The sequence below is a fragment of the Leptospira biflexa serovar Patoc strain 'Patoc 1 (Paris)' genome (assembly GCF_000017685.1).
Lineage (GTDB): Bacteria > Spirochaetota > Leptospiria > Leptospirales > Leptospiraceae > Leptospira_A > Leptospira_A biflexa.
In genome coordinates this window covers 3,242,327-3,254,772 of sequence record NC_010602.1, presented here as the reverse complement: position 1 = coordinate 3,254,772, position 12,446 = coordinate 3,242,327, and the positions used below count along the sequence as shown (strand labels likewise).

Annotated in this window: 11 protein-coding genes and 1 pseudogene; 8 read left to right on the top strand and 4 right to left on the bottom strand. The window is 38.2% G+C overall.

What is annotated here, in order from left to right; all coding sequences use genetic code 11:
- Window positions 1-125: 125 nt before the first annotated feature.
- The 3 genes and pseudogenes from LEPBI_RS15375 to LEPBI_RS15365 all read left to right on the top strand — a co-directional run bounded on the left by LEPBI_RS15375 (window position 126) and on the right by LEPBI_RS15365 (window position 3,348).
- Window positions 126-2,141, top strand: coding sequence for a heavy metal translocating P-type ATPase (locus LEPBI_RS15375; RefSeq protein ID WP_012390064.1), 2,016 nt, complete (start codon window positions 126-128; stop codon window positions 2,139-2,141).
- Window positions 2,142-2,444: 303 nt separating this feature from the next.
- Window positions 2,445-2,867, top strand: a pseudogene (locus LEPBI_RS15370) (efflux RND transporter permease subunit); the annotation flags it as partial.
- A gap of 88 nt (window positions 2,868-2,955) precedes the next feature.
- A complete protein-coding gene (locus LEPBI_RS15365; protein ID WP_012390062.1) occupies window positions 2,956-3,348 on the top strand; it encodes a DUF3703 domain-containing protein in 393 nt (130 codons plus the stop codon).
- A 145-nt stretch (window positions 3,349-3,493) separates the two neighbouring features.
- Here the strand turns inward: LEPBI_RS15365 and LEPBI_RS15360 are convergent, their stop codons facing one another.
- Window positions 3,494-4,093, bottom strand: a complete 600-nt coding sequence (locus tag LEPBI_RS15360; protein WP_012390061.1) for a class I SAM-dependent methyltransferase — start codon at window positions 4,091-4,093, stop codon at window positions 3,494-3,496.
- Between the two features lie 99 nt (window positions 4,094-4,192).
- On the opposite strand from LEPBI_RS15360, the gene LEPBI_RS15355 reads away from it, so the two are divergent.
- Window positions 4,193-5,806, top strand: a complete 1,614-nt coding sequence (locus tag LEPBI_RS15355) for a fumarate hydratase (RefSeq protein WP_012390060.1) — start codon at window positions 4,193-4,195, stop codon at window positions 5,804-5,806.
- A gap of 43 nt (window positions 5,807-5,849) precedes the next feature.
- Complete coding sequence (locus tag LEPBI_RS15350; protein ID WP_012476426.1) at window positions 5,850-7,793, top strand: fumarate reductase/succinate dehydrogenase flavoprotein subunit; 1,944 nt, start codon at window positions 5,850-5,852, stop codon at window positions 7,791-7,793.
- An 8-nt stretch (window positions 7,794-7,801) separates the two neighbouring features.
- Here LEPBI_RS15350 and LEPBI_RS15345 read toward each other — a convergent pair whose 3' ends face one another.
- Window positions 7,802-8,491, bottom strand: a complete 690-nt coding sequence (locus tag LEPBI_RS15345) for a glycoside hydrolase family 18 protein (RefSeq protein WP_226992813.1) — start codon at window positions 8,489-8,491, stop codon at window positions 7,802-7,804.
- A gap of 444 nt (window positions 8,492-8,935) precedes the next feature.
- Between LEPBI_RS15345 and LEPBI_RS15340 the strand changes: the two genes are divergently transcribed.
- The 3 genes from LEPBI_RS15340 (at window position 8,936) to LEPBI_RS15330 (ending at window position 10,405) form a co-directional block, all read left to right on the top strand.
- Window positions 8,936-9,199 (top strand): TrmO family methyltransferase domain-containing protein, encoded by a 264-nt coding sequence (locus LEPBI_RS15340; RefSeq protein ID WP_012390057.1) that lies wholly within the window; start codon window positions 8,936-8,938, stop codon window positions 9,197-9,199.
- Window positions 9,200-9,204: 5 nt separating this feature from the next.
- Window positions 9,205-9,933 carry a class I SAM-dependent methyltransferase gene (locus LEPBI_RS15335; RefSeq protein ID WP_012390056.1) on the top strand — a complete coding sequence of 243 codons (729 nt, stop codon included), beginning with the start codon at window positions 9,205-9,207 and terminating at the stop codon, window positions 9,931-9,933.
- Window positions 9,934-10,018: 85 nt separating this feature from the next.
- Window positions 10,019-10,405 carry an SRPBCC domain-containing protein gene (locus LEPBI_RS15330; RefSeq protein ID WP_012390055.1) on the top strand — a complete coding sequence of 129 codons (387 nt, stop codon included), beginning with the start codon at window positions 10,019-10,021 and terminating at the stop codon, window positions 10,403-10,405.
- Window positions 10,406-10,445: 40 nt separating this feature from the next.
- Here LEPBI_RS15330 and fumC read toward each other — a convergent pair whose 3' ends face one another.
- Window positions 10,446-11,834, bottom strand: coding sequence for a class II fumarate hydratase (gene fumC, locus LEPBI_RS15325; protein WP_012390054.1), 1,389 nt, complete (start codon window positions 11,832-11,834; stop codon window positions 10,446-10,448).
- A 130-nt stretch (window positions 11,835-11,964) separates the two neighbouring features.
- On the bottom strand, window positions 11,965-12,297 hold the full coding sequence (locus tag LEPBI_RS15320) for a DUF2878 family protein (protein ID WP_049755988.1): 333 nt from the start codon (window positions 12,295-12,297) through the stop codon (window positions 11,965-11,967).
- Between the last annotated feature and the right edge of the window lie 149 nt (window positions 12,298-12,446).

Below are 12,446 nucleotides of genomic sequence, written 5' to 3'. Positions count from 1 at the left end.
GTATTATCGACAAAAGTTAGTTGGAAAAACTTTTCTTTGTAAAAAATATAGGTAGTAGATGATTAACAGATTTAATTATCAGCTCCTAAATTAAAGAGCTTCATTGTTTTAAAAATAAATAGGAAATGAACATGATCGAACACAAACATACTTACGACAAAGACGGTAAACAAATTTGTTGCACGCAATCAGAAAAAATTTATACAAATGATGGTGCAGAAGATTTATTAAAAGATAAAAAAATAACTAGTGCGGTGCAAAGTCGTTTAGTCTGGATAGATAGTACTTTAAAACTATTTATACCTTCTTCTATTTCATTAGTTCTTTTGATCTTAGCAATTCTGTTTGATAACTATTACACGCAAGAGTGGTTCACTGGATGGATTCGAATTATTTGGTATTCTGCTAGCTATGGACCGGTCGGCTTTCCTGTCATTAAAGAGGCTTTTGAGAGCATTGCGAAGAAAGAGATATTTTCAGAATTTCTTTTGATGAGCATTGCAACACTAGGAGCATTTTTTATTGGCGAGTACCCCGAAGGTGTTGCGGTAATGCTGTTTTATACTGTCGGTGAATTATTTCAAACAATGGCTGTCAAAAGAGCCAAAGCAAACATTAAATCATTACTCGACCAAAGACCCGATGAAGTAACGATTCTACAAGACAATCGAGCAAAAACTATAAAGGCTGAAAATGCAAGCATTGGCGATATTATCCAACTTAAGGTAGGGGAAAAATTAGGGTTAGACGGTGAACTTATATCTGAAACAGCTTCTTTTAATACTGCAGCTCTTACGGGGGAAAGTAAACCGGATACAAAATCAAAAGGACAAACAGTTTTGGCGGGAATGATAAATCTAAATTCCGTTTCCCTTGTAAAAGTTTCTACTCGTTATACCGACAGTAAACTATCGAAAATTTTAGAATTGGTACAAAATGCCACTAAACAAAAAGCCCCAACCGAGCTTTTCATTAGAAAGTTTGCAAAAATTTATACGCCTATAGTAGTTTTTTTTGCTTTTGCAATTACTGTATTACCTTACTTTTTTGTAGATAATTATGAGTTTACAAAATGGCTTTATAGAGCCTTGATTTTTTTGGTTATTTCTTGCCCCTGTGCCTTGGTGATTTCAATTCCATTGGGTTATTTTGGAGGGATTGGTGCGGCTAGTAAAAATGGTATCTTATTTAAAGGTAGTAACTTCTTAGATGTCATTTCTGAAATTCAAAATGTTGTGATGGATAAAACGGGAACAATGACTGAAGGCGTCTTTAAAGTTCAAGAAATAGAATTTAAACCAGAATTTAATAAAAAAGAAATATTAGAAATGGTGAATGCGCTTGAAAGTCAAAGCACACACCCGGTTGCAACGGCTATACATCAATTTGCTGGAGAAATAAACCCAAATATTAAATTAGAAAGTGTAGAGGAAATATCGGGGCACGGGTTGAAGGCAATTGTTCAGAATAAAGAACTATTAGTAGGCAATTTTAAATTGATGGATAAATTTTCTATTACCTATGATTTAGATCCAACAAGCATTGTTTATACTTTGATAGCTATAGCATATAATAAAAAATTTGTTGGTTACCTCACAATAGCCGATAGTATTAAGCCTGACGCAAAAGAGACTATCGACAAATTGAAAGCATTGAAAGTAAAAATAACAATGTTAAGCGGCGACAAGCACAATGTAGTAAAATTTGTTTCAGAAAAATTAGGAATTACCGACGCCTTTGGAGATTTATTACCTGAAGATAAAGTAAATAAGGTAAAAGAGATCAAGGAACGAAATGAAAGCGTCGCCTTTGTCGGTGACGGCGTAAATGACGCTCCAGTTATTGCTTTAAGTAATGTAGGTATCGCAATGGGTGGTTTAGGTAGTGATGCCACTATTGCAACCGCTGATATTGTTATTCAGGATGATATGCCGAGTAAAATCCCGATGGCAATCAATATAGGCAAGCAAACAAAAAAAATAGTTTGGCAGAATATAATTCTAGCATTCTCTGTGAAGGCAATTGTTTTGATTCTAGGCGCAGGCGGATTGGCCTCGATGTGGGAAGCGGTCTTTGCGGATGTAGGTGTTGCACTACTTGCTATTGTAAATGCAGTAAGAATACAACGGACTAAATTTTAATGCGAGTTTTCTGTGGTTTTTCTTAGTGTAGTGCTGCATACTTTCGTGTCTGACATTGGTTGGACACTTGAATCAATTAAGCCGATAAATTGATTGGAAAAACACCAACTAACTTGAGAGCTAGTATGCATACACAAGAAAAAGGAGACGAGAAAATAAATTCCGTGTAAGAGGAGAATATACAAATTGAACTCAGTGGATTAGTAGGGGGAAACAGTTGAAAAATCTCTATAGATGTTATTGGAGCACGAAACTGAAAATTTGATGAAAGCCAATCCTTATGAAAGATACGAAAGTCGCGATATACATAGTTATAGACAAGCTATACTCGTTTACCTAAGTTTACCATTTGCAACTATCGGAGGAGTATTTGCGCTTTATTTTCGAGGCATGAATTTCAGTATTTCGGCGGCAATTGGTTTCATAGCCCTCTCTGGGATTGCCATCCTCAATGGTGTAGTCAAAATTCACAATATCAACTCTCTTCGAAATTCAGGAATGTCTATCAGGGAAGCCGTACAAGAAGCGGCTGTATCTAGACTACGTCCTGTTCTTATGACTGCATTGGTTGCTTCATTGGGTTTTTTACCAATGGCAATCGGAGAAGGCTTGGGCGCAGAAGTACAAAGGCCTCTAGCGACAGTCGTGATTGGTGGACTCATATCGTCCACATTGCTTACGTTATTTTTACTTCCTGTATTTTATGAGTGGTTGGAGGAGAAATGAAATGTTATAAAAAATCAGGTTTTGACAAAGATTGTTTTAAAATAAAAAAAGTATAAATTCAAATATTGATAAAAAAGGATAAAATAAGATGAATTTCAAAATGCCAAAAGACTTGAAACTTGCGTATCAAATAGAACTCCAAAAGTACAAAGAATTTTTAGCACAAAACAATGATTCCATGGCATGGCACCATTTGGAACGGGCCCATATCCTTGGACAATACCACCCAGTCTCTCATACTGGTGTTCATTTCAGAATGTTTGTATTCGGAATCCGTAAATTGGATGGGAAAGAAATATACGGACAATTTGTCCGAATGAGTTTTGGTTGGATCGGGAGCCTTTTCAATCGGATCCCTGTGGGCAATACGGGCAGTGCATCGGTTCCCATCTTTGCCCCCATGCCCATCCCAGACGATTTAAAATCGCTCCTATGGAATGCAGACACGGAAGCCAAGGGATTGTCTGGGTTGAAAGGTTAATTCGGTAGTTTTGGAAACCCACGCACCACCCATCCTATCGATCGAAAGATTCGCATAACATTCATTTGTCTTCAATTCTGTTCAATTCAAATCGATTTGAATCAATTTGATGAGACGAAAGGGACTTGTAGTCCTTTCCACTTTCCTATTCTCTTTCGGCGACCATTAGGAAAAGAGAGGCGTCCTCATTCATAAAAACTTTTTTCTCTTCCAAAATGATGGAAGAAGAAACCGTTTGGAATCCCACTTCTTTCAATAATTCCATCAAAGCAATTTGCTTAAATCCACTGTGTACTTTGGGATGGGATACCTTTTTGTTTTCATCAAAGTCAATAAGATAGAGTGTCCCACCTGGTTTTAAATAGGAGTGAATCGTTTCTAGAATTTGTTTCGTGTTAGGAATGTGTAATAGGACAAGTGACATTAAAATATGATCCACAGGCAAAGCACCAGATTTCGCCAAGTCGTTAGGCGCTATCGTTTTTGCATTTTGGATTTCTTTGGCTTTGATTTTGGAATCCACCACATCTAACATTACTTTTGAGCCATCAGAAAGAATCACTTCTTTGTAAAGGGAAGTGAGTGGGATTCCGAGGAGTCCCGTGCCACACCCAAAATCAAGTAGAGTTTTGTTTGAAATTTCTAGAAGCACAGGTTCCAATTTTGCCAAAATATGACGAGCAAGTTGGATTCGCTCTTCTGTATCATATTGATTTGCGATTTGGTCAAAAACATTTGGTTCCATTGGGAATCAATCGTAGGAGAATCTTGATTTTGTGTCGTGAAAAATTCATTTACGAAAGAAGGTTTCCTTTCAGATTAGAAGTACCAAATAGAGGTTTCTATGCCAGAATACTTTTACGCCGATCCGTTTCCACTCACAGAGGACACAACCGAATACAAACTTTTGACAAAAGATTATGTAAGCACAGTCCCATTTGGTGACAAAGAAATTCTGAAAGTGGAACCAGAAGGTCTCACCTTCCTTGCAGAAAAAGCAATGGAAGATGTATCTTTTTATTTAAGGACTGAACATCTCACAAAGGTGCGTAAAATTTTAGATGACCCTGAAGCAACGCCTAATGACCGTTTTGTGGCAATGGCACTTCTTAAAAATGCTGTGATCGCTGCTGACAAACAATTACCATCCTGCCAAGATACGGGAACTGGGATTGTCATGGCAAAAAAAGGAGAGTATGTCATTACAGGTGGCAATGATGCGGAAGCACTCTCGAAAGGAATCTATAATACCTATGTGAATCGGAACCTGCGTTATTCCCAAGTGTTACCTCTTACCATGTATGAGGAAGTGAATTCTGGATCCAATTTACCAGCGCAAATTGATATTTATGCAACACCTGGTGACAAATATAGTTTTCTCTTTTTGGCAAAAGGAGGTGGGTCAGCGAACAAAACCTATCTCTTCCAAGAAACAAAAGCACTTCTGAATCCTACTTCTCTCGAAAAGTTCATCGCAGACAAAGTTGCCAATTTAGGAACGGCGGCATGTCCTCCTTACCATATTGCTGTGGTGATTGGAGGAACATCAGCAGAAGCCAATCTAAAGACCGTAAAACTAGCGTCAGCTGGGTATTTAGACCATCTACCAACCAAAGGAGACAAATTTGGTTCGGCATTCCGTGACACGGAACTCGAAGCCAAAATGTTGTTAGCCGCTCAAAAATCCGGTATCGGGGCACAGTTTGGTGGAAAGTATTTGGCTCATGACTTTAAAGTGATCCGCCTTCCGCGTCACGGTGCCTCTTGCCCCGTAGGACTCGGTGTGAGTTGCAGTGCGGATCGGAACATCAAAGCAAAGATCACCAAAGATGGTATCTTCTTAGAAAAACTCGAGTACGATCCTTCCAAGTATTTGCCAACCATCGATGAAGTGGATTCTAGTTCCGAATCGGTGCATATTGATCTCAACCAACCGATGCCCGAAATTTTAAAAGTACTCACAAAGTATCCTGTCAAAACACGTGTGATGCTCAGTGGCAAATTAATCGTGGCACGTGATATCGCTCATGCCAAATTGAAAGAGAAAATGGACAAAGGGGAGACTCTCCCTGAGTATTTCAAAAATCACCCTGTGTATTATGCGGGACCTGCGAAAACTCCAGAAGGGATGCCATCAGGATCTTTTGGACCCACCACTGCGGGTCGTATGGACAGTTATGTTCCTGTTTTCCAAGAGAAAGGGTATTCCATGATCACTCTTGCGAAAGGGAATCGTTCCAAAGTTGTAACCGATAGCTGCAAAAAAAATGGTGGATTTTACCTCGGATCCATCGGTGGCCCTGCGGCCCTCCTTGCCAAAGAAAACATCAAAAAGGTGGAAGTATTAGATTTTCCAGAACTGGGAATGGAAGCAGTTTGGTCCATCGATGTGGAAAATTTCCCAGCATTCATCGTAGTTGATGACAAAGGGAATGACTTTTTCCAGATGTTGCATTGATAGAAAACAACACAATTTATCTTCATGATTGAGTATAGCTGAAATGGTTGGAAACGAGGGAAAGTCATTTCCTTGGAATGCTAAAATTCCAGATGGTCCATTGGAAGAAAAATGGAATCTCTTTAAAAGGAATTCCAGATTAATTTCACCTAACAACAGAAAGAAGTTTAAAATCATTGTTGTGGGCACTGGCCTTTCTGGGAGTGCAGCAGCAGCAACACTCGCTGAACAAGGATACCAAGTTTCATCTTTTTGTTTTCATGAATCAGCGAGGCGTGCCCATTCTATTGCCGCTCAAGGTGGAGTGAATGCGGCAAAAAATTATAAAAATGACGGGGACAGTGTCATCCGCATGTTTCGTGATACCTTAAAAGGTGGAGACTTTCGCTCGCGTGAGGCAAACGTTTATCGATTAGCAGAATGTTCGATCCCTTTTATCGATCTTGCGGTTTCACAAGGAGTTCCTTTTAATCGAGAGTATGGTGGTTATTTAGAGAATCGTTCTTTCGGTGGAGTACAAGTGAGTCGAACCTTTTATTCGAAAGGTCAAACTGGTCAACAATTGTTACTTGGTGCCTACCAAACAATGATGCGACAAGTTCATCTCGGCAAAGTACAATTGTATACCAATGTTGAACTTTTGGATTACATCATCATTGATGGTCATGCTAAGGGAATTGTTGTTAGAAATTTACTAAATGGAGAATTGGAAAAACATTCAGCTCATGCGATTGTTGTTGCATCTGGCGGATTTGGTAAAATCTATTATCTTTCCACATTAGCTTTAGGTTGCAATGCAACAGCAGTTTGGCGAGCTCATAAAAAGGGTGCTTTATTTGCAAATCCGAGTTGGACTCAAATCCATCCTACGTCCCTGCCACAAACCAACAGTTATCAATCCAAACTTACTTTAATGTCCGAATCATTACGAAATGATGGTAGGATTTGGGTACCCAAGTCAAAAGATGAGAAGAGACCTCCCGCAGAGATTCCGGAAGAAGAAAGGGATTACTATCTAGAAAGAAAATATCCTTCTTATGGTAATTTAGCGCCCAGGGACATCTCCTCCCGTGCAGCAAAAGAGAGAATTGATTTGGGATTTGGTGTTGGCCCACTTAAGAATGCAGTCTATCTAGATTTTAAAGACGCAAAAAAAACATTGGGAGAAGAAGTATTAAGGGCACGGTATGGCAATCTTTTTGATATGTACAAAAAAATAACCGATGTAGATCCGTTAACCGAACCTATGTTAATTTCTCCATCTGCTCATTTTTCTATGGGCGGATTGTGGGTTGATTATGAGTTAATGACAAATGTTCCAGGACTTTATGCGATAGGAGAAGCAAATTTCGCTGATCATGGTGCGAATCGATTAGGAGCAAATTCACTATTACAAGCGTCAGTCGATGGTTATTTTATTCTACCGGCAACTCTTCCAAATTATCTTTATGACAAAGTAGATTCTAATCTTGTTTCCACTGATCACCCTAGTTTTAAAGAAGCAGAAGAAACGATCCAAAAAGAAATTCAATTTTATACAAATGCAAATGGGAAAAAGCTTATAGATGAATACCATAAAGAATTAGGCAAAATTCTATACGATTCGTGTGGTCTTAAACGTTCCAAATCTGAATTAGAATCGGCAGTTAAAACAATCCAAAATTTAAGAAATGAATTTTTATCCGGAAATATAAGGATTCCAAGTGACTCGTTTACAAAAAATGCAGAATTAGAGAAAGCGGGTAGAATGAAAGACTATCTGGAGTTAGCCGAACTTATGTGTTTGGATGCACTTCTGAGAGAAGAATCATGTGGTGCACATTTTCGGATCGAGCATCAAACAGAAGATGGCGAAGCCAAGAGAGATGACAAAAACTTTCAGTTTGTTTCTTGTTTTGAATGGTCGGGCGATGCATCAAGACCAATTTTACACAGAGAACCATTATCATTTGAATTTTTTTTACCACAAAACAGAGACTATCAATAATCAAAAAATCAATCATTCTGAAGTTTTTGATTCCCTAAAAATTCTTCTCTCCAATACGCGACACCACCATACCCAAGGCGACGGCTTTCTTTTTTCCAATGATGTAAAAAGTATTTGGTAGGTAAATAAATCTCATCTTTTTTCGTATTTATCTTTAAAAAATCCTCAAATGAAGTTTGAAATTCTTTAGATTCCGTAAACATTTTTAATGGAATAACCTTCCCAAATTTACCAGCTTTGTTTTTTCCATAACCATATAGAGGAAGTCCCAAAAAAAATTTTTTACGAATCGATGCGATGGATACTGTGTATGTTCCATTTTCCTGAAGAAGTTTCCTTTCGATCGCAACTAGATTTGATTCAATCCAATTTGATGTGGAAACGGGACCAGATTTGGTTCTTGGATTATGCTCATCATAGAACATTATGAACCAAGCATCAGAGCAAAGGTATAATTCATCCCAATTATAATAATCATGTTGGTCTGGATGATTCGGTGGAAATAACGTTAAGTGGAATTGAAGATGAGAATCTTTCGTTTTTATCAGCTTGTGGATGGAACAAACAAAATCGGTATAAGAATGTTTGGTTTGGTTTGCACCAAACTCAGCGTCCAAGACAAATCCTTTGGCTGTTGGATTTGTTTTAAGAAACAATTCGATGGACTGGGAGAAATGATTTACAAAGGTCGGATTCATGGGCCCGTTCCAAACGGAAAAGGAAGGAACTATCATTAGTAAAGATGATTTTGGTATCATCTCTCTTGTGAGTTTGATCTTTCCATTTTTTTCCAATCTACCATAAACAAAAATGGGGGTTCTGTTTTGGGATATTCGGGAATCCATTTGAGTCGTGAAAACGTATTCGAATGAGTCATTGTGTGCATTGAGGCTCTTTGGTTCCGCAGTGAGAGGGAAAAGAAGCGGAATTAGAAATAAAAAGAGATAGTAATTGAAAATGTCCCTTTGAAACAAAAAAAATTTCCTTGATTCGATTGGTATTCTGTATTATCCGAATAAACAAAATGCCCGTTAGGTGTGAAATAACCTATTCCGTTTTCTTTTTTCCCTCAAATATTTTTTGAAGTGAAAAATACGTATAGAATTTTTTCTGGAATCATGGGTGGTAAAGATCGATGAAAATTGAATGAAAATCATCCTCGCGGGAATCCAAACTATCCTAAGGTTGGTATTTTTGCTCAAAGAAAAAAGGATCGTCCTAACCAACTTGGAATTTGTACTGTGGAACTGGTCAAATTAGAAGGCAATCAATTGACTGTTAAGTATCTGGACGCAATTGATGGAACTCCCGTTTTGGATATAAAACCAGTTTTAAGAGAATTTGAACCCCAATCTTCCATTCGGCAAACAGAATGGGCAACGGACCTCATGAAACATTATTGGTAATTGGTATGAATGTAAAAAAACACTATGAGTCACATTTAGGAAATTTTTATACATGGATGTTAGGTGATTGGGTAAAGAAATCAGAAGAGTTTAAATCATTTCTTGAACGTCAAAATTTAACTCCAAAATTCAACAAAAAAGCGATTGATATGGGAGCTGGAAATGGAATGCAAGCAATCCCACTCGCAGAATTGGGATATGAAGTGACGGCAATTGATTTCAATCCACAATTACTGAATGAGTTAAAGCATAATATTAAAGAGAGATCATTGCCAATGCAAGTCATCGATGGTGAGATCACAAATTTTGAATTATGGAAAGACATCAATCCTGAATTAATTCTTTGTTGCGGAGATACAATATCACATTTGGCATCGTTTGCAGAAATCAAACAATGGGTACAAAATTGTTATTCTCAAATCATACCAGGAGGAAAATTCATTTTAAGTTTTCGAGATTATTCGAAGCCACTTCAGGATCAGGAAAGATTCATTCCAGTCAAGTCGGATGAAAATCGGATTCATACTTGTATTCTCGATTATGCAGATGAAGCCGTTTCTGTGACAGATTTATTATATGAAAGAGTCAAGGGAAATTGGGAGATGCGGGTGAGTTCTTATCAGAAAGTTCGCATAACGCTTGCCATGATACAAAATCTATTAAAAGAAATTGGATTTCAAATTGAAATTTTGGAAGATTTCCAAAGGATGAATTTGATCGTTGCAGCAAAATAAGTAGATCGTTTAACGAAAAATTTTTATTGTTCGTCTGTTTTTAATTTAATAGTATCTAACCTCAAAATTCAATTGGTTAACTAAAATGTGTAAAACGATTCAACAAAAAGTTAAGTTTAAAGATTCTCCCGAAACAATTTACCATTGGTTGACTGATTCAAAGAAAGTATCTGAACTCACTGGTGAGACTTCTGTGATTAGCCAAAAGATTGGAGGTACTTTTACAATTATGTCTGGAAAAGTTTCAGGCATCATTGTTGACCTAAAACCATCGAGGAGAATTGTACAAGCCTGGCGAAGATTTGATTTTCCTGAAGGAATTTTTTCAATGGCTTCTTTTACTTTGACGGAAACCAACGATGGTGGAACAGAATTGATACTGATACACCGAGGAGTTCCGAAAGAGCGAATTACCGATGTTGAAGAAAATTGGCGTAAACACTTTTGGGAAAGGATTCGCAAACAAGTTTGAACTTTAGATCGCAAAGAATTCTAGAAAGAATGGTATTCTTTTAAATCATATCCTTCGGGTTTACCCATTTATCAAATTCTTCCTTTGTCAAAAATCCTAGTTTGATTCCGGCTTCTTTCAATGTTAGATTATCGCTAAATGCCAGTTTGGCGATCTTTGCTGCTTTATCATACCCAATATGTGGGTTTAAGGCTGTCACAAGCATCAATGATTGATTTAGATTTGACTGGATCTTCGATTCATTCGCTTTGATCCCTTCAACACAATGATTTGCAAAAGAACGACATCCATCAGATAGAAGTCGAATTGAATTAAGAACATTAAAAATTATAAGAGGCTTAAATACATTGAGTTCAAAATTACCAGAAGCACCTCCAATCGTGACCGCAACATCGTTTCCAATCACTTGGGCACAGATCATGGTGAGGGCTTCCGATTGCGTCGGATTCACTTTTCCAGGCATGATGGAGGACCCAGGTTCGTTTTCAGGAATTTGAATTTCTCCGATCCCTGATCTCGGTCCCGAAGACAACCAACGGATATCATTGGCAATTTTCATAAGCGATGCAGCGATGGTTTTTAAAATTCCACTCACTTCCACGAGCGAATCATTGGCGGCGAGTGCCTCAAATTTATTGGGAGCGGTGACAAATGGAATTCCTGTCTCTTGTGAAATGGCACTCGCAACTTTTAATGGGAATTCTGGATGGGTATTGAGTCCAGTTCCCACCGCTGTCCCACCTAACGCGAGTCTGTAAAGGGAAGGTAATCCACGTTCAATTCGATCTAAGCTGTAGGAAAGTTGCGCGGCATAACCAGAAAATTCCTGTCCCAAGGTAAGGGGAGTGGCATCTTGTAAATGTGTCCTTCCAATTTTAATGATGTTTTGGAAGCTCTCTGATTTTTCATTCAGTTTGGATTGGAGTAAATTTAGATTTGGGATGAGGTTTTTGTGAATGGATTCGGCAGTCGCAATGTGCATCGCAGTGGGGAAGACATCATTGGAACTTTGGCCTTTGTTGACATCATCATTGGGATGGATGGGGGATTTGGATCCCAATTTAGCACCAACAAGTTCGTTTGCTCTGTTGGCAATCACTTCATTGGCATTCATATTGGTTTGTGTTCCGGAACCTGTTTGCCAAACTGAAAGTGGAAAATGATCATCTAACAAACCTTCAATGACTTCTTCTGCTGCCTTTAGGATCAGATCTTTTTTGGATTCTTCAAGTAGGCCAAGTTCTGAATTGATGATTGCCGATGTTTTTTTGACAATTCCTAAAGCGCGAATCAATTCTCTAGGGAACTTGTCCTTTCCGATTTGGAAGTACTTTAATGAACGTTCGGTTTGCGCTCCCCAATAACGTGAAGCATCTACTTCGATTTCTCCCATAGAGTCTGTTTCGATTCTTCTTTTTTTTGGTTCCATATTATCTGTCCATCCTTAGATTCCATCGGCGCCGGATCAGGTGGGTTTTGTTGATTAAAATTACAGGATAAGGAAGAGGAAGGCAATCACTTCTCAGTGGAAGGTCCACCGAGAAGGATTTGTTTTTTAGTTAACTTGGTTGGTAAAATGCTAAATAGGCAGCAATTAGGCCCATAAGTGGGAAAACAATCCAAAGGATTTTTGCCGCTTTTGGATTTTTATAGGCGAGAGTGAGAAGTCCACCAAACGCAAGCCAGATGACGATTTTCAAAATGATCCAAACGGGAAGGGCTGAATGGGAAATATCTCGGAACTTCATCAGTCCAAACCCTGCAACCAAAATCAAAACCAAACCAACACCATGGGAAATGGCAACGATCGCTTTGAATTTGTTTTCCGATTTTTTACCACCGTTGATGGAATATAGTGTGACTCCACCTAAAGATAAAAATAAAAGATACATTCCGAATATATGGATGAGTTTATACGCTTCGTATGACACAAAAGTCTCCTTTCACTCTCACAATTCTTTCAAAACTTCGTTTTCCTTGCGAGAGTTTTCTCTGCTTGTTGAGGAGAAAAGAACTAGGAAATCCCATCGGTTTGGTGAAT

What these genes read in the sequence shown, in the direction of transcription:
- LEPBI_RS15375 (WP_012390064.1), top strand. Translation starts at nt 126, where the DNA reads ATGAACATGATCGAACACAAACATACTTACGACAAAGACGGTAAACAA.
- LEPBI_RS15365 (WP_012390062.1), top strand. Translation starts at nt 2,956, where the DNA reads ATGAATTTCAAAATGCCAAAAGACTTGAAACTTGCGTATCAAATAGAA.
- LEPBI_RS15360 (WP_012390061.1), bottom strand. Translation starts at nt 4,093, where the DNA reads ATGGAACCAAATGTTTTTGACCAAATCGCAAATCAATATGATACAGAA.
- LEPBI_RS15355 (WP_012390060.1), top strand. Translation starts at nt 4,193, where the DNA reads ATGCCAGAATACTTTTACGCCGATCCGTTTCCACTCACAGAGGACACA.
- LEPBI_RS15350 (WP_012476426.1), top strand. Translation starts at nt 5,850, where the DNA reads ATGGTTGGAAACGAGGGAAAGTCATTTCCTTGGAATGCTAAAATTCCA.
- LEPBI_RS15345 (WP_226992813.1), bottom strand. Translation starts at nt 8,491, where the DNA reads ATGAATCCGACCTTTGTAAATCATTTCTCCCAGTCCATCGAATTGTTT.
- LEPBI_RS15335 (WP_012390056.1), top strand. Translation starts at nt 9,205, where the DNA reads ATGAATGTAAAAAAACACTATGAGTCACATTTAGGAAATTTTTATACA.
- LEPBI_RS15330 (WP_012390055.1), top strand. Translation starts at nt 10,019, where the DNA reads ATGTGTAAAACGATTCAACAAAAAGTTAAGTTTAAAGATTCTCCCGAA.
- fumC (WP_012390054.1), bottom strand. Translation starts at nt 11,834, where the DNA reads ATGGAACCAAAAAAAAGAAGAATCGAAACAGACTCTATGGGAGAAATC.
- LEPBI_RS15320 (WP_049755988.1), bottom strand. Translation starts at nt 12,297, where the DNA reads ATGTATCTTTTATTTTTATCTTTAGGTGGAGTCACACTATATTCCATC.